Here is a 19818-nt window from a genome sequence, read left to right as displayed (position 1 = left end):
TAATAATAATATAAAAATATTATTAATGCAAAAATAATATTATTAATTGGGGAAATTATTATGAAACAAGTTAGAACAAGAGATTTTATTTATACTAGTGATGATTTATACTTTGCATCAACCAATTACATTCATCCTGAAGACAGGGTGATTTCCTTTTTAAGATATATTCCAGACCCAAAAGGAGACCGTGAAAAAGACGGCAGGAGATACAGAAAAGTTGGGTCTGAAGAAGCATACACATATCTGAGGGAAAACCATCCTGATTATTTATACTTCTGTGACGTGACAAATGTTGAAATGATGGGAGTGCCATTAGACAAAGTTGAAAGAATAATCAAACCGGAAGATAGATTGTATGGTCTTAAAAAGACTTTTGAAAGTGGTGGAGAAGTTAAAAATCCTGAATTGATTGCCAAATTGATGGATGTGGCAGACTTTTTCCATTTCATGGCAGATATCCCATATGACCATTTAGGAATTTCCGGATCAATTCTGCCGGGTCTTCAAAAAGACGATGTTAGTGATTTAGATTTTGTTGTTTACGGTCTGGACAATCACAGAAGAGCAATAGAGACTTTTAAGAAATTTAGAGGCAAAGAAGTCTACCTTGAAGATGTTGACAAGCACATCACCGTTCAGGGAATTACAGACGATTATTGGGATTTTGTTTACAACAAAAGAATGAGCGATTCAAGCCTAACAAAAGAAGAATTCAGATGGTATGAAAACAGAAAAGCAAATAGAGGAACAATAAATGGAACTTTATTTGATATTTTAGCCACTAAAGGTTATTCAGAAATTTCAGGCACTTGGGGTGATACAGTATACGAACCTCAAGGAATAGCACAGATTGAATGTAACATTGTAAGTGCTTTAGGCGCTTTTGACAATCCTTCACTTTACACCATTGAGAATGTTGAACTTTTAGACGGTGTTGATTTTGAATTGACCGAAATCGTGTCATTTACACATACTTATGCCGGAGAGGTAGTCGATGGCGAGCACGTAATAGCTAAAGGAAAAGTGGAAAAGGTCATTGTTGACGGCGAAGATTCACATTACCGTTTAGTTGTTGGAACCACACGTGAAGCTATTGATGAGTATGTAAAGCTTAAGGAAAGTCCTGCTTAAAAGCATACACTATAATTTTAAATGTAGGGATACTATGACAGAAAATGATTTATATCGAAAAGCAGAAAAAAGAGCGGATGAGAAGATTGGATTCTATAAACATTTATACAGCTTTGTCGGCGTTAATGTGATGTTTATAATTATGAATGTTATTTTTTCTCCAGGAGAATGGTGGTTTTATTGGATAACTGCCTTTTGGGGAATCGGTTTGATTATCCACTTCCTAAAAGTATTTGTTTTCGCTCCAAAAATTGACGATAACTACAGAGACAAAATGATTGAAAAAGAAATGGAAAAAATGAACAAGTAAAATTCATATAACTAACTTTTTTTGAGAGAAAATAATCTCTCAACCTACTATTTTTTAATTAATGAAAACATTATTTAAACTCTTATCACATATATAATTATATTAAATTTAATGTGATAAAATGACAGAACAGAAAAAATCAGAATGGAACAGTAATCTTGCATTCATGATGGCAATGATTGGTTCTGCTGTTGGACTTGGAAACATTTGGCGTTTCCCAAACGTATTATACTCCAATGGTGGAGGATCTTTCATGATTCCATATATCGTTTCTCTATTCCTTTTAGGAATTTCATTTGTTTTGGTGGAATATGCTGTCGGATTTAAGTTTAAAAGGTCCCTTGCAAGAATACTGTTTGCAGTAAGCAAAAAATTAGAACCCGTAGCATGGTTTATACTTTTAGTTGTATTTTTAATTACAACATATTATGTTTGTGTTGTCGGATGGGACTTAATTTACATATTCTTAAGCTTTACAAAGGCTTGGGGTGCAAATCCTGATTTATACTTTACAGCTAATGTATTGCATGCAACAGATTCAATTTCAGGACTGTTTACTATTGTTCCGACAGTTTTAGCATCTGTATTTGTAATTTGGTTTTTAGCATGGTTCATTATTAAAAGAGATTTGAATGATGGAATAGGTAATGTAAGTAAAATTTTACTGCCTTTGCTTTGTGCAATTGTTGTAATTATTGTTGCATTCTCTTTAACATTACCTGGTGCTTCACTTGGATATACACAGATATTTACGCCAGACTGGTCTGCTTTAGGCAATCTTGATGTTTGGCTGGCAGCATTTGGACAAATCGTATTCTCCCTAAGTTTAGGTATGGCAATTGCAATGACTTATGCCAGTTACCTTCCAGAAGGCTCAAAATTAGTGGACAATGCAATAATCGTGGCATTTTCAAATTCAGGTTTTGAAGTATTTAACTCAATTGGAATCTTTTCCATTTTGGGATTCATGACACTTACCAGCGGAATTCCATTCAACGAACTTGTAACCTCCGGAACAGGACTTGCATTTGTAGTGTTCCCACAAGTATTTAATACAATGGGTGCTGCAGCATATGTTATCGGACCGTTATTCTTCTTATGTATTCTATTTGCAGGAATTACCTCAGTTATCGCACTTCTTGAAGGAGTATGTTATTCAATTTCTGAAAAGTTCCTTATTGAACGTAAAAAGACAGCTACAGTCGTTTGTATTGTTGGATTTTTCATATCAACAATATTTGCAACTGGAGCTGGAAGTACAATTTTAGGAATATTCGACGGATATCTAAATAATTTCGCATTACTATTCGCAATTCTGCTTGAGTGCATAATCTTTGGTTGGATTTACAAATTCGATTATTTGATTAAAACATTGAATGATAATTCATCAATTAAAGTGGGTAAAACCTGGAAAACTGTGATTAAATACATCTTACCAATCTGTATTGCAGGACTTTGGATTCAGGGAGTTTATTCCACATTCACAACTGCAGATAGCCTTAGTACCACAGTCATGATAATATTAACAGTGGTTTTAATAGTCGTTCCGACAATCTTTGCAAAATTACCTGCAATCAATAAACATTACTACGATGTATAAAATTGACTTTAAATAGCTAAATTATTAGCTATTTACTTTTTTTATTTTAATTAAAAGAATTTACGTTGTTTAATACTTCTAATTATTTATATTATTAAGAACTAAGTAATATTACACAATTTTAGAGGTTATTAAATGATAAATATTTCTTCGATTAAAACACATATGTACTGTCCTATGAAGCTTTACATTCAAACTCATGTGGACATGAATGAAAACACAGATTACCAGCTTGCAGTGGAGCTAAAAAAACTTAAAATTGATGTAAAAGACCTTATTCAAAAAAATATGCGGAAAATCAAAAAAGACATGAAAGTATGTGAAATTGAAAGAATCCTATCTGACAATATTGACTCTTACATCAAAAATACGGCAGATGCAATAATATCCATGGATTTAGGCCTTGAAACTTCACAGATCAATCAGCTTATCGATGATACATATTTTAACATAAAAATTACTGCCTTGAAAATAAAACAGTCAATGACAATACTTGACAAAAATGCATTTGAAATAATAGACATGTTTTTTCCAAACTGCATGTATTCCTATCTTTTAAAAGATTCCCAACTCGAATTAATTGGAATGTGTGATAAGATAGAAATTATTGACGGGAAATATTATCCAGTCACCATTAAAAGCTCAAAACCACCAGTTAGAGGAGTCTGGGACCAGGACGCTATAGAATTAGCAGCTTATGCAATTCTTCTTGAAGAAGAATTTGAAACAGAAGTTTTCGTTGGATTTATTGACTATGAAAAAATTGAAGACAGAAGACCTGTCGTGATGGATGTCAATTTAAGAAAAGGATTATTTGACGTGATGCGGGAAGTTAAAGAAATTACGGAGAATAAAAAACTTCCGAATATAAAAAAAAATATTAGAAAATGTGAAAATTGCGAGTATAAAAATATCTGTTTTGAAGAATAATGAAAATAAGGGAGTTATTATTAATAACTCCCACTATATGTCCATAAACATGATTAAAACTTAATATTATTTCCAAGTCGATTTATATCAAAAACTGCAGTATCTGCAATAGACATCACTGCCAGAACACCAGCCTGAATAGGATCAGTGATTATTAAATCAGCATGCTGGGTTACGCTTCCAGGCATATTAAGACAAATCACAATTAAATTGCTCTCTTTTTTAACTTTTTTAACAGCTTCAGTAATTTCTCCACCCATAAGTGAACCTGCTAAAACTAAAGCACTAACACGAGGGAGTCTTGAAATAGCTTCAACTGCTTCAGCTAAAGGTTTTTCACCAACTAATGGAATAGTATCAATACTGATACGTTCCCCACGAATATTATGCCTGTCGGCTTCCGTTATTGCACCCATTGCAACTTGAGATACCTGTGCTCCGCCACCAACAATAATTATACGTTTACCATAAATATCCAGTTGAGAACCATGCAGTTCAACGGATTTGATTTCATCAATATTATTTAAATCCTCGATTAAGTCATCTATATCCTCAACATGTTCAAGTTCTAAATTTATAGAACCCATATTATTTTTTTCAACAAAAAGGTGAACATAACTAATATTAGCACCATGACTGGTGATAACATCAGTAATATCATCCAGAACCCCTTTTTTCTCATCTGATTTAATAGTTAATGTATAATCACTCATTTTATGACCTTACTTTGTCTAGTTCTGCATGTGCTCTTTTCCACATGCTTAAATAATTGTCGTCTTTAGTCACAGGAATGACTTCAAGACCTAAATTTCTGTGTTCATCAATCCATTCTTCATGAAACACAGGAATTTCAATTTTAATTGGTTCAGAGGTTTTATTTACAACTATAAGATTTCTGTAAGGAAAATCCCATTCAACAATGTATCCTCCAAGACTTACCATATGATACGGCCTCATAACAAATTTCAAAATAATCACCTCATAATAATCCAACTACAACAGCCAAAATTCCAAGCAAAGTTGCACCAAGTATTGTCGGCAACAATTGTCTGTTTGTAAATACCGGGCTGAATGCTGAGAAAATACCCATCATGAATACAAATATTAAAGCTACTAAAATATTGACCAAAATTCCTAAAGAGAACACATTTGGAGGTATTCCAATAAATAATACTGAAAATACTGCACCAAGTACAAACATGAAAAATCCTCTTGTCAGATATACAACAGCCCTATATTTAGCTGCATATTCCATATATGGTCCTTCAATAACATCACTTTTCGCTTTAATGATTGAAAACGGATATTCATTTAATATAATCATATAACCAATGAAAAATACAATAGCTGCAATTCCACCGGCAACAGTAAACAAGAATGGCCCATGAGCATGTTGATATGCAACAATATCTGACAGGAATATGCTTCTAGCAGCAGTTACTGGAGCAAATAATGCCAGATACAATGGGAAAGACCCATAAGTAATCATTCTAAGGGACCTTCTGGCACTTATATCTTCAACAAATGATCTGTTTGCATTCTGGTGAGCTGCACCTTTAATCTGGTCTGGGAAAGGCATCCTAACAGACATTACAGATTTTGACAATGCACCCATCAGCACATAACATATTTCTTCGACTTTTAAAAATCCAACAATTGCCACCAAACTTGCAAGTGCAGGGATTTTATAAGCCTGAGGAGTTAATGCAATAAGAATACATAAAACCGCAATGAAACATATTATTGGCAAGGATTTATATAATCCTGAAACAGGAGATGAAACTTTAACATTTTCCTTAAACATGAATTTGATTGGAGCCATAATTCCCGGAGCAATTACTATTGGTCCAATTCTCTGTTGGATTCTTGCATGAACATATTTCCTTTCAATACCAGGAAGTAATGTTGAAATAATAAAACAGACAATCACTGTAAGAATTACTGCAAGAACTGAATTAATTAATGTATTTGAAAACATTTTCTATCTCCTAATTATTTCAATTGCTCTGTCAGTACATGTAAAACAAGGGTCACACTGTACAATACACAGTTGAGCATCTGTAATCTGATCTCCAATACAGGCATATTGCATTGCACCAATATTTGCCATTGAAGGAGTTCTTATAACACAGTGCCTTACTCTTCCACTTTCCAATGCATAAGAATGATACAAGGTTCCTCTCGGAACTTCAATATAACTTTCATTCATACCAGTGTCAAACATTTCCCAATCCCTATTAACAACCTTTCCTTCAGGGATATTGGCAATAGCTTGACGAATGATTTTAATTGATTCGAATGATTCAAGAGCCCTCATTATTAAATTTGACCTTACATCACCATCAGGCTGAGTAACGACATTATAATCAAAATTATCATATTCATACATGGTTGTCCTTAAATCTCTTGCAACACCAGTAGCTCTAAGAGACGGTCCGGTTACTGCCAGTTCAATAGCTTGCTTTTGCGGCAATACACCAATTCCGGTAATCCTTGATTGCAATATGGAGTCTGCTAAAAATCTATCCACAAATCCGCTGAGACCTTCTTCAATTGCATCCATATCATTTTTAAGTCTTAGGAGTTTTGCTTCATCCAAATCACATCTAGGCCTTACACCACCTAAAACAGGACATCCATACTGAACCCTATTACCACCAATCATTGCAAGCAGTTCCATGACAATTTCTCTTAAATAGAACACTCTCATTGAAAATGTTTCGTGGGACAGTACTTCACAACCATGCGCTAAATACAAGAAGTGTGAATGTAAACGTTCAAGTTCCCCCATTATGACACGAATATAAGTAGCTCTCTCTGGAATTTCAATACCTAACCCCAATTCTGCAGTTCTGCAGGAGTTCCATACATGTGAATTAGAACAAATTCCACAAATTTTTTCAGTTAATGCATTTGCCTTTTCAACCGGAAGACCTTCCATAATCCTTTCAATACCTCTGTGATTTACCCCAATGGTAATTTCAGCTTCCTGAACTATTTCATCTTCAACGAAAAATCTTACCCTATACGGTTCCAATGCAGCAGGGTGAACTGTACCCATTGGAATTTCAGTTTCAATAATATTGCTTCTCGGTACTTTTTCATCCATTTAATCCCCTCCTAGTCCGCATCCAATAATGTAGGTAACAGTGATACCACTCCAGCTAAGACATCTTGAGGTCTTACTGCACAGCCTGGAACTTTAGCATTCACTGGTATAATATTTTCAACTGGTCCTTCAATTTCTTCTGATGGAATATCACCATAACAGTTTTTATATACTCCGCCCATCAGTGCACAACTTCCTGCAGCTACAACTAACTTAGGATTAGGAATAGCTTCATAAATTGCTTCCAATGGTTTTCTGTTTAAATGTGTAACCGGTCCTGTGACAACCAAAACGTCAGCTTCACGAGGATTCCAAGTTAAAAACACATTATATTGTTCAGCGTCAAATCTTGGTGATAATATTGAGTTTACAATTTCAATATCGCATCCGTTACATCCGCCAGTGTAAACCAACATGACATGTATTGCTCTTGCTCTTGAAAATGATTTAATACCCATCTAATCACCATCCTCGAAATTTTTCAATACTGTCTTGTCTGACAGGTATTGTGCAATAACTTTAAGTTTATCATCTGAAATTTTAAATGGCTGTTCAAGGAACTCTGAAATGTCAACTTCCTGATCACCCACACAGCTTGGGTGGACAGTACCCTTTTCACCATATAATGAATATATCGGGCAGAAATCATGACAATAATAACATACAACACATTTTTCAAGATTAATTTCAGGTACTTCACTTTTAGTCCAGTCATCAGTTAAATTAACAGGACTTGCCAATTTTTTCATCTCAATTGCCCCTGTCGGACAGACATTAGCGCATCCAGCACATCCAATACAGGCTTTTTCATCCACTCTGTCATCAACTTCCACTGAAAGTGTTGAAATCTGCCTTCGAAGTTCCATGTCTGTAACCCTGTCAGCTGCAAAAAAGATTCTTTTAAAGTTAGTAAAAGCTCCTTCTAAAGCTATTCTAAGTACATTTCTCATTTAAATACCCTCTATTGAATCTTTAAAATTTCTTTCGAATAAGAATGCCCTTGCAGGACATGCATTTTTACATGCGCCACAATAAGTACAATTCTCTTCATTAACAACAAAATTACCATCAATTTCATCAATTGCATCATATGAACATGTTTTATGACATAAACCGCAATGCATACATAATTTCTGCTCAATGAAGTTAAATCCATCTTTAATTTCATTTTTATACATTGTAGTTTTTGGAATTGCATCAACAGGACAGTGAACTGCACAATTCTCACATAAAATACATTTGTCAAGGTCAACAGAAATTGATCCCCTATTAAGAGTAATCGCATTTTCCTGACATACCTCAGTACATATTCCGCATGAAATACAATCTTGTGAAACACTACCATCCCAACTGGCAGTCATGAACTGGCGGGCTCCAACTTCATCGCAGACCTGGACACATTTCCCGCAGGACACACAGAATCCGGATAATGTCGGCAATTCCTTATCGTCAAACTCATCATAGATAAACATTTCTTCATCTTCAGTTAATGTGTGAACAGGACATGAATCGATTGCTTTTTGATGAGTAACATTTTCAGTGTCTGCAGTTGGGTCATATCTTAACTTGCCATCAATATTTTTATGAGATTCATTTTCACATAAATCAGCACATAATCCGCAATTAAGACAAGATATGATTTTACCAGTAGGTTTCTGATTAATCTTATTTACAACAATTTCAAAGTCCTCTACAGAAATTGCATTGTGAGGACAAGCTTTCATACAATTAAGGCATAATGTACAGCTAGATTTATTAACAATCTGAAGTTTGTTCATGGATTCATTTGGACAAACATCACTACAAAGCCTGCATTCACTACAAATTCCATCATCCCTGTCAATGCGCACATGAATTGCGCCAGTAGGACAGTATTCCTGACATCTTCCGCATAAAATACATTTTTCCGTATCAGTTCCAAAGTAAGACCTTGTTACCTGTGAAACTTTATTTGATTTTTTATGAGGAACATTGTCCAATGGAGGATTTAGAATTCTTAATGACTCTATTAAATTGATTTGCTTGTCTTTTTCAAGTTCATATCCATCAACTCTGGAATGACTCGGACATGCACCTTCACAAACTCCACAACGGGAACATATACCATATACAATTCCGTCTTCGATAGTGATATTGTTTGTAGGACAATTGTACATGCACATTCCACAGCCATTACATTTAGCTCTGTCTACAACATATCCACCATAACTATTTTGGAATATTGCTCCATTCGGACAGTTTTTATGACATATCCCACAAGTTAAGCAACTGAATGATTTACCATTAATTAATTTAATAGCTTTTGTAGGACATTGCTTTATACATTCTCCTTTTCCATCACATGTATTAGCAGATAAAAACATATTAAAACCTCTTATTTACTCCTTGCAAATAGTAGTTTGCCTACAAAAATTCCTATTAAAGCAGATAAAAATGCAGTTGAAATAGGTAAATCTGTATAAAACGGATAATTACCTAATTGCCATGCTGCAATAATTCCTGCAATCAATATTACCACAAATGAACCAAGAGTGAATTTAGCATCACTGACATTGAGCTTAATTTGAGACCCAATGATTAAGCCTAAAATTAATCCAAATATGATCGGTCCTAAAGACAACATTATTCACCCTCCTCAACTAATTTTTTAAATCCTGCAAATGCAATAACAATTGAGGATAAACCTACGAATACTTTTAAACCTACAAATATATTGAGATATGGAATAATACCTGCATTAGTAACATCAGGATAATGTAAAACATTTTGAATGGATGCTGGAACGACATTCAATAAATCAGTCCCAACATTGTAGAGGAAAAATCCTCCAACGAATAAACCGATTAAACCAAAGATGACAAAACCTAATGCACCAATTGATTCGAAAACTTCAATATAAGTGTGAGATAATTGTAATGGAGAATTATCTAAGCCATAAACAAGAATAGATAATATAATTCCACTTGCAATCATTGCACCACCCTGGAAACCTCCACCAGGAGTGATGTGACCTCCAAGAATAGTCATTATACCTAAACAAATCAATATAATTGAAATTGGTAAAGATACAATTTTTAAAATCATACTACCTTCGCTCATTGTTTATCCCCCAATAATCCTCTACCGAATATAAGTAGAACTACCAATCCGGCAGTCAATAATATAATTGATTCACCTAATGTATCATAAGCTCTGAAATCAAAAATAACCACAGTAACCATATTTGGAGCTATTTGAGTTCCCAAAGCATTGTAAATATAGCTTACACCAGGATTAATGATATTGCTTAAATGGAAAATTGCATCCAGTAAAGTAACAGAAAATATTGCTGTCAATACCGCTGCAATTAAATTACGAATTGTACTTTTACTAGACAAGATTACCACCCCAGTATAAGAATACGACAATAATACTAAGTGTTACCACCGCATAAAACAGCATTTTTTCCAATGAATCCTCCTGTTCAATTTTAAACTTCGGAATAAGTGGAATGTTTGAAATCAACACGATAGCCAATATTAAAGTTACCAAACCTGCAAGAAGAACACTGATATGTCTAAGCAATATTGCAGACAACACTAATGAAACAATTAAAAATATTTCGGCTGTAATGCTTCCTGAAACGTCAGCATTTGTTACAGGCCCTGGAGAAAACAATTTTCTAAACTGTTTTACAACATTGAATATCTGATCATAAAGTTTCATAATATCCCTCCTACAAAGTTAGAAATTCCATTTGTAACCACATCTGGGAAAATACCTAATAACAGGATGATAATTAATAAAATTCCCATAGCAAAAATCATTGCACGTGGAACATCCTTACCTTCAACTTCCAAATCATTAGGTTTTGGCTTTAAGAACATTGTATAATATGTTTTTACAAATACCACAAATGTAGCAATACTTACCATGATTGCCAAAATGGATATCTCAGGGAATCCGCAGCTTAATGAAGCTTGAACAAGCATCAGTTTAGACTGGAATCCGCTTAACGGAGGAACACCAGCCATTGCCAAACCGCCAATTAAAAGCATGATACTTACTTTTGGATGGTATGCAAGAAGACCTCCGAGTTTTCGGGTATCCACCTCATTTGTTGCATTTACTATTGCGCCAAATCCTATGAATAATAATGCAGTAATAATGATTTCATTCAATGCTTGGAAAAGACCAGCTGTTATTGCGTATTGGGTTCCAAGACCAATACCTAATCCTATAAATCCTAACTCACCAACAGCTAAAAATCCAATCATCCTTCTGAAGTCTGTTTGAGTAAGTGCGAGAGAAACACCTAAAATCATAGCCAAGATAGAGAAGAAGACTATGAGAACTTCAAATATTGGTAGGGATGAATAAATCCTAAACATTATCAATACAATTGAAACCATTGAGATAACTGTAAATGACTGAAGCAATGCTGCTCCATGAGGTTCCGCTTTTGAATAGATTCCAGATTTTATAGTATGGAATGGTGGCAGACCAGAGGCATATAACCAACCAAAGAATATTAAACCGAGTGATAATAAAAATACTGGAGATGTAATATCAACTAAACCATTGTGAACAGCAGCGGCAATATCTGTAACATTAACACTACCAGTCAATGCCAGAAGGAATCCAATTCCCAAAAGCATGATAGGTGATCCAATTGAACCTAAAATCATATATTTTAAAGCCATTTCATAACTGTAATCGATTGATGAAGCTGCAACAATACCCACTTGTGCTAGAGCCAATATCTCAAAGAACACAAACATGTGGAAAATATCATCTGTCAGTAACATTGCAGTTACAGCAGCAGTACCTAAAAACAATAGGAACAAGTAAGGTCCTGAAACTTTTCTGTATTTGGTCAAGTAGATAAAGACAACCAGAAATGTTAAAAGACCAATCATTGCGATGAATATCTGTTGTAAGAATGTAAATGAATAGGTAATTGCCGGATGATATAGTGTGGATGTTACATTATCCATTATCGGCGCATAACCTCCAAAGTAATGAAGCCCATAATTTGAAGCCAACGGTATAATCGGAAGACAAATTGCAACAACAAAAGCGAATATTTTGGTTGCTTTATTAAACTTTGAAAATGCACTAATAAGCAATGCAGCCATCAAAGGAACAATAACCATAAGTGGAATTAGTTCATTCATCGTATTCCTCCTGTTTTGATGTGTCTGCCAACATTACTTTAGTGGACAAAGTTCCATATCTTCTATATAAAACCATTACCAAAGCAAGCATTACAGCTAAAGTACTAGCACCAATTACGATACTTGTAAGTACCAAACCAAAAGGCAAAGGATAAGCAGCATTTGTTGCAAACCATGAAGTGTCCATTCCAGGCAGTAAAATAGGAACAACACCACCAGGTTTATAACCAATAGCAACGATAAACAGATTAGCACCTTCTTCAATAAAACTAATACCAATTATTTTCTTTATGATATTATCAATGAAAATTGCTGAGTATAGTCCAATAATAACCAATGCAGCAGATGTCAATAATATCGCAAGTTGAGTTTGTGCCATTAGCTATCCTCCCTTTGAGTTTTTTTAACAGCCAAAGCAATAAATACAGGAACAATTGCTGCACCAACAATAGCCTGAGTCAAAGCAACATCAGGCGCAAGTAAAATTTGGAAAAGAACTGCAAGAGCTCCTCCAGAAAATCCTGTCAAAATTGCAGCTTTTAATAAGTCTTTTTGAATAAGAGCAAGAATTGCGCTTACAATAATTATAATCATTAATACGAAGTCTAACATCTTACTCCCCCTCATCAATATCTAACATAGCAACTGAAAATCTGGAGTCTGTCTTAAGTTTTTCTGAATCTTTACTCTCTAAAGCTTGCATTTTTTCAGCAGAATGTAAAAACGGATTTCCATCTTCAACAACTTCTTCAGTCACTAAATCTGAATTATTTTCTCTATCTTCTTTTTTCCAATAAGCATTAGCGATTGCATGTGCTGTAAACGGTGCAATAATAAAATATATTCCCGCAAGCAAATATTGGCCAAGACCAATCATAGCAATAATACAAGCAACATCAAAAACACCAACAATGTGAATTCTTCCATAGACTGCATTTTTAGTGTTTTTGGATACTGTGAGCAATCCTATTGCTGATATGATAATCAGAATTGCTGATATAATTAGAAGGGCTGATTGAATATATTCTATCATTCGTCATTACCTCCCAAAACAGCAGCGAAAGCAACAGTACCTACAAAACCAAAGAATATTAAAGCTAATGATATATCTTTATAGAATTCAAGATTATACAAATCCCCTGCAATAAGTAGTGCCATAGCAAAAGCTACAACAACTACAGAGCTTCCTAAAAGCCCCATTGAGCTGGATTTATATGCACTTGCTCTTAAAGCGGCCAACATCATGATAATTAATGCTATAACCACAATATATTTTGAAATAAACAATATATCCATACTATCTCACTCGATTAATTTTAAGAAAATGCCTTAAAAGAAATCTATTCCAGCATTTTCTTGATATACTTCTCAAAAGGAATTATATCCTCTTTTGATCTTGGAGAAATAGCAGCTACTTTAATAATGTTATTTTCACTATCTAAATCAACGGACAAAGTACCAGGAGTCAATGTGATACTATTAGCCAAAATTGTTTGAGAAATTGGTCTTTCCAATACTGTCTCAATATCTATGACAATAGGATCAATTCTCCTCCTCATAACTGAATTAAAAGCAACGTCAATTGTTGCTTTAATGATTTCGTAAATGAGGTCAAGGAAATAAATTATTCCATAACCAATTCTAGTTAAAAACATTAAATAAGCTCCATTTCATTATATAATTATAAGTCAAAATTTTGACATTAAATAATAATATTATTATTTATCATGATTATTTATTATAAATGTATGCTTTTTAAAAAAATCATATAAATTTGAAATAAATTAATAAAAATTTTATTAAAAAAACCAAATGAACAGTTTAATTGTAAAAAATAAGAAATGCTAAATAATCAATAGCCAGGCTATAAATTAAAGAAAAATTATCAATAAACTAAATATTATATACAATGATGAACAAATTTAGTCATACCTAAAGGTGAAAAGCATGGAATTAATTGAAAAACTAGAACCGATAATAATCTTTTCTGCAGTGATTATCGGATTATTATTCTCCAACATCAATTTAATCGCCCAGAATACTAGTTATTTAATAAATATATTCTTATGTTTGATGCTTTACGGATTATTTTTGGAAGTTCCTTTAAATGAATTAAAAAACAGTTTCAAAAATGTGAAATTTAGCCTAACAAGCATTTTAATCAATTTTCTATGGACCCCATTATTTGGGTATTTTCTAGGGTCAATATTTTTCAAAGGCCAAATTGATCTGTTTATTGGATTTTTCATGCTAATCTTAACTCCATGCACAGACTGGTATTTGGTATTTACAAAATTAGCAAAGGGCGATTTGAATTTAAGCCTTTCAATTTTACCAATGAATCTAGTTCTGCAGATTGTTTTACTTCCAATATATTTAATAATATTCTTTTCAAGTGGACATATGATGGATTACACCCAACTTGCATATTCCTTGTTAATTGTCATTATAATCCCATTCATCGCAAGTTTAATAACAAAAATGATTTTTAAGAATATGAAATGGAAAATTGAGAGCATATTCAGTTCACTCGAAATTTGGTTTTTAGCGCTTGCAGTATTTTGCATATTTGCATCCCAAGGAAAACTGCTTTTTGAAAATTTAAGCTCAACAGTAACAATATTTATCCCATTAATCATTTTCTTTGGAGTTAATACAATTATTGACCTTTTACTATCTGAAAAAATCAATTTCACTTATCATGAGTATGCAAGCCTTACAATGACAACATTAGCTAGAAATTCACCGCTGGCACTGGCGATAGCAATCAACTCTTTTCCAGGCCATGAACTTATATCAATTGCCCTTGTTATCGGACCATTGATAGAACTTCCGGTATTATATCTTGTTTCAAAATTCTGTTTGTGGATTCAAAATTCAGGATTGTTTTTCGTCTGCCGGAATATATTCTAACGGCCCATGAATTTCCTTAAAGGTTTTGTTACTTTCCAACTTCTAGATTCCAACATGGAATTAACTCTTCTTTTACAGTCATACAATTCCAAAGCCAGTTTACATTCTTTTAAGTTATCAGAATCCAATATAAGTTCAACCTTATCCAAATCTTTCTTTTCAGGAACCATACTTCTTGAAGAGTCATTCAAAAAGTTTTCATTAATTTCAGCCAAATCGCCTTTAGCTTTAGTATAATATTCATCAGAGTCCGTAAATCCCATATAATAAACCAATTTGGATGTTTTAAAAGTATAAAATTCATCCTGAAGCTCATCAAAGAAATTATTGTTTCTTAAATACTCCTCAATAATATCTGAAAGTTTAAAAAAGTTAATGGTATTTGAAGACGAATGAACTAAAGAATCATCATTTTCACGATAATAATAGAGATACTCCGGAACAAATGAGATTTTTTCAGCATTCAACATGGTTTTTACATGAAATGGCGCATCAGAATATGACTTAATTTCCGGAAAAGTAAATTCATCACTGCTTTTTAGGAAGTCTTTTCTATAGAACTTAAGCCAAGGGGCAAACAAATCATTTAACACATGTTTTTTAGCGTCTTTATATGTGAATGTGAAATTGTTAAAATTAACTTTACCGAATTCCTTATCCAATTCAAATGCAGGAAACTTGTATTCCTCTTCGCCGTTTACAAAAATAGTTTTCATTATGCAAAAATCAGATTCATTTGAAGTGATATTTGCATATAATTTTTTAAATGTGTTGGAATCCAGATAGTCATCAGAATCCATAAAATAGACGTAATTACCATTTACACGATTCAATGTTTCATTTCTGGTTTTGGCAACACCAATATTTTCCTGTGAAACAACAATTATACGTTCGTCCTTATCCTTGTATTCATTGAGGATATCAAGAGACCCATCACTAGAGCCATCATCAATACATAAAATCTCAAAATCCTTAAAAGACTGGTTTAAAATACTGTCCAGACACTCCTTTAAGTAATCCTCAGAATTATAAACCGGAAGTATAACTGAAATTTCAACCATGATATTAATTATTATTTAACTTATTATTAAATGTCAATGATATTATAGAGAAATTCTTAAAGATTGCTCAAACAGCTGAAATAAAAATGGAGCATGATATATAATGGAGATAACAGCCAAAATAAATGTTGAAGCCAAACCAAAATTCCTATAGAATTTTTTAGAAGATATTGGGGCGAAAAGTTTAATTCCAGCAGGAGTAAAAGAATCAAGAACAATATGAGAAAACAACCCTAAAAATAAACTAAAAATGATTTCCAGATAGTTTATCCCACCATTGTTAAAAATAAACAAACTAATAAAAAACAATGGTAGAAATATCATTAAAACTTTTTTATTTAAAAATAAAAAGCTTAAAAGAGCTATTAATACTGCCATTATCAGATAGTAACTTTCCAAAGTAGTTACTGAGGTGATTAACTGAAATCCCCAAATTAATATTAATGATATCGCAGAGGTTAACGTTAAAACACCGAAAATAGAATGTGTAAAACTTCTGTGTTCTGAAAAATAAAAAGTAACACCTAAAAATACAATGATTAACCCAATATAATAAGGTAATTTAAGGATATACAGCGAAATAAACACTATTAATCCCAGAATAATCAACTTATAGACATTGTCCTTTTTGAATTTATGGTCAAAATCCGGAACATTTGCACCAATCAGACATAAAGCAATTAACAGAGGACTATGAAAAAACATCAACGAAAGAATCAATGCAAATGCGGAATGCCCTTTATAAGAAGACATGAAATCACCTTAATATTTAATATTATAATATTAATTAAAATTGATTTCCCGAGAGCATTTGAGAAGTATTATTTTCCAAAATAATCTAAAAAACTTCTCATCTGAGCGAGTGATTTATCAACACTGCCTTGAGCAACATTTGAAAAAGGAGACAACACCTCACAGGTAACCGCCGGCACCCCATTTAGATTGCAAACATCCTCAACAGCACCTTTATAGGATGAACCTGCAAAATCGAATGAAATCACATCAGATCCCATTTCCCGTGAAATATAATTGGCAATCAAAAAACTTTCAGGACAAGGCGATTTTGATGAAAAAATAGATTCAAATCCGGGATTGGAATTGATGGCAGTTGAGTGAAAGTCACCAACGAACTTAATGTCCAAATCCAAAATAGCATTTAAAATAAGATTGCTTAAAGAGTTGTTAATATGAGTTGAACGGTTTAAATCCATTGAATTAAATGTTCTTTCACTAAGCATTGTGGATTTTGGAGCTGCAAAAGGAATGAAATAAATCATATTAGAAATATCACTACCAATCAACTCATTCAATAACTTCAAATGAGCAATTTGGGGAGGCAATTCATTTCCATGGATTCCAGATAAGATAAGCAATTTATTATTACCGTCGCCTAATTTAAAAATTGGAGTTCCAAAAACTGAAGCCTCTAAAATAAACCTGTTTAAATCAGTCAATTCAATTTGGGAAAATAACTTCTTATTTCTGGAAACATATCCTCCAGAAAAATCACAGATATAACTCATCTCCAAACCATCAAATTGATTAACTTTTTCAAACTCCATATATTATAATAGATTAAAACTTTTATTTATAAATGTAATATATAATTAGGGATTGAATTGAAAAAATATATCAAAAAATTAATCAAATTAGTAAATTACGAAAGGGATGCAGAAATCGAACTGATGCGATTTGAAATAGCCCACATGTCAGGCCAGAAAAGAGAAGAGTTAGGCAGAGCCATCAATAAAGTTAAAGGAAAATATGTCGGCAAGGAATTGGGCCTTCAAATAGTCCAGTTTGGAAGGTCTGAAAAGATCGATACCGAAATATCAGTTGGAGATATGGTGCTGGTAAGTGCTGCAAATCCCTTAAGCAGTGATTTTACCGGAACTGTAACCGAAAAAGGTGCCAGATTCATTAAAGTGGCATTCGATAAACGAATTCCACGATGGGTATTGAAGAAAAAAGTCAGACTGGATTTGTATGCTAACGATATTACATTCAGAAGAATGGAAGACAACTTAAAACACTTAAATTTAAAAGGAAAAAATGCATTGGAATACATTTTAAATAAAAGAAACCCTAAAAAGAATCGGCCAACGCCTTATATTGATTATATTGACCAATCCCTCAATAAATCCCAAAAAAGAGCTATTGAAAATGCATTATCCTGTGAAAACTTCTATTTAATTCATGGTCCTTTCGGAACAGGAAAGACCAGAACATTGGTCGAGTTAATATCTCAGGAGACCAGACAGAACCATAAAGTATTGGCCACAGCCGAAAGTAATGCTGCAGTGGATAATATTTTAGAAAGACTGATGGAAAATAAAAAATTAAAATTAACAAGGCTTGGCCATCCGCAGAGAGTTTCAAAGCATAACATCACACAAACTCTAGCATATAAGGTTGAAAATCACAGACTGAACAAAAAAATTAAGAAAATCCAAAATAAAATTGATAATCTGATTGAGAAAAGAAGCACATATACAAAGCCAACCCCACAGTACCGCAGAGGCTATGGAGATTACGATATCCTATATAATGCCTCCAAAGGAAAGGGAGGGCGAGGAATTTCACCTGAGAAAATGAAATCCATGGCGCAGTGGATTGAATATAACCAGCTGATTGATGAGCTTCATGATGACATTAAACGTGTCGAAAACAAGATGATTCGAGACATTATTGAGGAAAGTGATGTTATATTAGCTACAAACTCCTCTTCAGCCCTGGAGTCAATTGCAAGAACCAAATTTGATGTTGCAATTATCGATGAAGCTTCACAAGCCACAATCCCAAGCGTTTTGATTCCAATATCAAAAGCCCACAGGTTTATTCTTGCAGGAGACCACAAGCAACTCCCACCAACAATAATAAGCGATAAGGCATGGGAACTTGAAAAGACACTTTTTGAAGAGTTGATTAAATTATACCCATTCAAATCACAGCTTTTAAATGTCCAATACCGTATGAATTCACTTCTGATGAAATTTCCAAATGCAGAGTTTTACAACAACAGCCTGAAAAGCGATTCAAGCGTCGATGAAATAACAATCAATGATATTACCCAATCTGGCGAAGAAGAGGAAGCAATGCTATTTATAGATACATCTGAAATTGATAGCGAAGGTGAGAAACATCTTAAAGATTCAAAATCAATTATAAACAAACTGGAAGCAGATGTAGCGGTCAGAATAGCCAATGATTATTTAAAAGCAGGTTTAAATGAAGACGAAATTGGAATCATAAGCCCCTATGCTGATCAGGTCAAAATAATCCAGGACAAAACCCCTGTTGAAGTAAAAACAGTTGACGGTTTTCAGGGCAGGGAAAAAGAAATCATCATCATATCAACCGTTAGAAGCAATGAAAATGGAAACATCGGTTTTTTAAAGGATTTGAGAAGATTAAACGTTGCTATTACACGAGCTAAAAGAAAACTAATCATTATCGGAAATAAAGACACATTAATGCATAACCCCACTTATGCAAGATTGATTGAATTTGTTGAAGATGAAAATTTATTGGTAAAAATTTAGGCATACCTAAACTTTTATATACTATGACATACAACATTATAATCAAGAGAACAAAGTCAAATA

Annotated in this window: 26 protein-coding genes; 6 read left to right on the top strand and 20 right to left on the bottom strand. The window is 33.3% G+C overall.

Features of this window, described 5'->3' with window-relative positions; genetic code table 11:
• Window positions 1-60 precede the first annotated feature (60 nt).
• The 4 genes from IJL02_RS08230 to cas4 all read left to right on the top strand — a co-directional run bounded on the left by IJL02_RS08230 (window position 61) and on the right by cas4 (window position 3974).
• Window positions 61-1134: a DNA polymerase subunit beta gene (locus IJL02_RS08230; protein WP_292814707.1), complete on the top strand. Its 1074-nt coding sequence runs from the start codon at window positions 61-63 to the stop codon at window positions 1132-1134.
• A 34-nt stretch (window positions 1135-1168) separates the two neighbouring features.
• Window positions 1169-1444, top strand: a complete 276-nt coding sequence (locus tag IJL02_RS08225) for a 2TM domain-containing protein (protein WP_292814704.1) — start codon at window positions 1169-1171, stop codon at window positions 1442-1444.
• 121 nt (window positions 1445-1565) lie between these two features.
• Window positions 1566-3044, top strand: a complete 1479-nt coding sequence (locus IJL02_RS08220) for a sodium-dependent transporter (protein ID WP_292814702.1) — start codon at window positions 1566-1568, stop codon at window positions 3042-3044.
• Window positions 3045-3179: 135 nt separating this feature from the next.
• Window positions 3180-3974: a CRISPR-associated protein Cas4 gene (cas4, locus tag IJL02_RS08215; protein ID WP_292814697.1), complete on the top strand. Its 795-nt coding sequence runs from the start codon at window positions 3180-3182 to the stop codon at window positions 3972-3974.
• Window positions 3975-4027: 53 nt separating this feature from the next.
• Here the strand turns inward: cas4 and IJL02_RS08210 are convergent, their stop codons facing one another.
• Genes IJL02_RS08210 through IJL02_RS08130 form a run of 17 tightly spaced genes read right to left on the bottom strand, consistent with a single transcriptional unit; the run spans window position 4028 to window position 13894 of the window.
• The gene (locus IJL02_RS08210) at window positions 4028-4687 is read right to left on the bottom strand and encodes a DUF5612 domain-containing protein (protein ID WP_292814693.1); all 660 of its coding nucleotides are present in this window, start codon (window positions 4685-4687) and stop codon (window positions 4028-4030) included.
• Between the two features lies 1 nt (window position 4688).
• Window positions 4689-4943 (bottom strand): energy-converting hydrogenase B subunit P, encoded by a 255-nt coding sequence (locus IJL02_RS08205; RefSeq protein WP_292814690.1) that lies wholly within the window; start codon window positions 4941-4943, stop codon window positions 4689-4691.
• A gap of 10 nt (window positions 4944-4953) precedes the next feature.
• Window positions 4954-5952 (bottom strand): respiratory chain complex I subunit 1 family protein, encoded by a 999-nt coding sequence (locus tag IJL02_RS08200; protein WP_292814686.1) that lies wholly within the window; start codon window positions 5950-5952, stop codon window positions 4954-4956.
• 3 nt (window positions 5953-5955) lie between these two features.
• The gene (locus tag IJL02_RS08195; RefSeq protein WP_292814682.1) at window positions 5956-7083 is read right to left on the bottom strand and encodes a nickel-dependent hydrogenase large subunit; all 1128 of its coding nucleotides are present in this window, start codon (window positions 7081-7083) and stop codon (window positions 5956-5958) included.
• Between the two features lie 11 nt (window positions 7084-7094).
• On the bottom strand, window positions 7095-7541 hold the full coding sequence (locus IJL02_RS08190) for an NADH-quinone oxidoreductase subunit B family protein (protein ID WP_292603639.1): 447 nt from the start codon (window positions 7539-7541) through the stop codon (window positions 7095-7097).
• On the bottom strand, window positions 7542-8033 hold the full coding sequence (locus IJL02_RS08185) for a 4Fe-4S binding protein (RefSeq protein WP_292814679.1): 492 nt from the start codon (window positions 8031-8033) through the stop codon (window positions 7542-7544). It lies immediately after the preceding gene.
• On the bottom strand, window positions 8034-9446 hold the full coding sequence (locus IJL02_RS08180) for a 4Fe-4S binding protein (protein WP_292814677.1): 1413 nt from the start codon (window positions 9444-9446) through the stop codon (window positions 8034-8036).
• 11 nt (window positions 9447-9457) lie between these two features.
• Window positions 9458-9706: an energy-converting hydrogenase B subunit J gene (locus IJL02_RS08175; RefSeq protein ID WP_292814674.1), complete on the bottom strand. Its 249-nt coding sequence runs from the start codon at window positions 9704-9706 to the stop codon at window positions 9458-9460.
• On the bottom strand, window positions 9706-10182 hold the full coding sequence (locus tag IJL02_RS08170; RefSeq protein ID WP_292814671.1) for an MnhB domain-containing protein: 477 nt from the start codon (window positions 10180-10182) through the stop codon (window positions 9706-9708). The genes IJL02_RS08175 and IJL02_RS08170 overlap by 1 nt, the downstream gene beginning before the upstream one ends.
• Window positions 10179-10460, bottom strand: a complete 282-nt coding sequence (mbhE, locus tag IJL02_RS08165) for a hydrogen gas-evolving membrane-bound hydrogenase subunit E (protein WP_292814668.1) — start codon at window positions 10458-10460, stop codon at window positions 10179-10181. The genes IJL02_RS08170 and mbhE overlap by 4 nt, the downstream gene beginning before the upstream one ends.
• On the bottom strand, window positions 10453-10788 hold the full coding sequence (locus IJL02_RS08160) for a hydrogenase (protein WP_292814666.1): 336 nt from the start codon (window positions 10786-10788) through the stop codon (window positions 10453-10455). Before IJL02_RS08160 ends, mbhE begins: the two co-directional genes overlap by 8 nt.
• A complete protein-coding gene (ehbF, locus tag IJL02_RS08155; RefSeq protein WP_292814663.1) occupies window positions 10785-12239 on the bottom strand; it encodes an energy conserving hydrogenase EhbF in 1455 nt (484 codons plus the stop codon). Before ehbF ends, IJL02_RS08160 begins: the two co-directional genes overlap by 4 nt.
• Complete coding sequence (locus IJL02_RS08150; RefSeq protein WP_292814661.1) at window positions 12232-12618, bottom strand: cation:proton antiporter subunit C; 387 nt, start codon at window positions 12616-12618, stop codon at window positions 12232-12234. The genes ehbF and IJL02_RS08150 overlap by 8 nt, the downstream gene beginning before the upstream one ends.
• Window positions 12618-12851 (bottom strand): DUF4040 domain-containing protein, encoded by a 234-nt coding sequence (locus IJL02_RS08145; RefSeq protein ID WP_292814659.1) that lies wholly within the window; start codon window positions 12849-12851, stop codon window positions 12618-12620. Before IJL02_RS08145 ends, IJL02_RS08150 begins: the two co-directional genes overlap by 1 nt.
• A gap of 1 nt (window position 12852) precedes the next feature.
• Window positions 12853-13272, bottom strand: a complete 420-nt coding sequence (locus IJL02_RS08140) for a cation:proton antiporter (RefSeq protein WP_292814656.1) — start codon at window positions 13270-13272, stop codon at window positions 12853-12855.
• Window positions 13269-13535 (bottom strand): hypothetical protein, encoded by a 267-nt coding sequence (locus IJL02_RS08135; protein WP_292814653.1) that lies wholly within the window; start codon window positions 13533-13535, stop codon window positions 13269-13271. The genes IJL02_RS08140 and IJL02_RS08135 overlap by 4 nt, the downstream gene beginning before the upstream one ends.
• A gap of 44 nt (window positions 13536-13579) precedes the next feature.
• Entirely contained in the window at window positions 13580-13894 is a 315-nt protein-coding gene (locus IJL02_RS08130) for a monovalent cation/H+ antiporter subunit E (RefSeq protein ID WP_292814649.1), read from the bottom strand.
• A gap of 292 nt (window positions 13895-14186) precedes the next feature.
• Between IJL02_RS08130 and IJL02_RS08125 the strand changes: the two genes are divergently transcribed.
• Window positions 14187-15152, top strand: a complete 966-nt coding sequence (locus IJL02_RS08125; protein ID WP_292814646.1) for an arsenic resistance protein — start codon at window positions 14187-14189, stop codon at window positions 15150-15152.
• On the opposite strand, the gene IJL02_RS08120 is transcribed toward IJL02_RS08125, so the two are convergent.
• The 3 genes from IJL02_RS08120 to IJL02_RS08110 all read right to left on the bottom strand — a co-directional run bounded on the left by IJL02_RS08120 (window position 15149) and on the right by IJL02_RS08110 (window position 17775).
• Window positions 15149-16213 (bottom strand): glycosyltransferase family A protein, encoded by a 1065-nt coding sequence (locus IJL02_RS08120; protein ID WP_292814642.1) that lies wholly within the window; start codon window positions 16211-16213, stop codon window positions 15149-15151. The genes IJL02_RS08125 and IJL02_RS08120 overlap by 4 nt on opposite strands.
• Window positions 16214-16255: 42 nt before the next feature.
• A complete protein-coding gene (locus IJL02_RS08115; RefSeq protein ID WP_292814638.1) occupies window positions 16256-16966 on the bottom strand; it encodes a metal-dependent hydrolase in 711 nt (236 codons plus the stop codon).
• 68 nt (window positions 16967-17034) lie between these two features.
• Window positions 17035-17775 carry a succinylglutamate desuccinylase/aspartoacylase family protein gene (locus IJL02_RS08110; RefSeq protein ID WP_292814635.1) on the bottom strand — a complete coding sequence of 247 codons (741 nt, stop codon included), beginning with the start codon at window positions 17773-17775 and terminating at the stop codon, window positions 17035-17037.
• 57 nt (window positions 17776-17832) lie between these two features.
• Between IJL02_RS08110 and IJL02_RS08105 the strand changes: the two genes are divergently transcribed.
• Window positions 17833-19755, top strand: a complete 1923-nt coding sequence (locus IJL02_RS08105) for an IGHMBP2 family helicase (protein ID WP_292814630.1) — start codon at window positions 17833-17835, stop codon at window positions 19753-19755.
• The last annotated feature ends 63 nt before the right edge of the window (window positions 19756-19818 follow it).

This window comes from Methanobrevibacter sp., assembly GCF_017427765.1.
Classification (GTDB): domain Archaea; phylum Methanobacteriota; class Methanobacteria; order Methanobacteriales; family Methanobacteriaceae; genus Methanocatella.
This window is presented reverse-complemented; position numbering and strand designations above follow the sequence as displayed.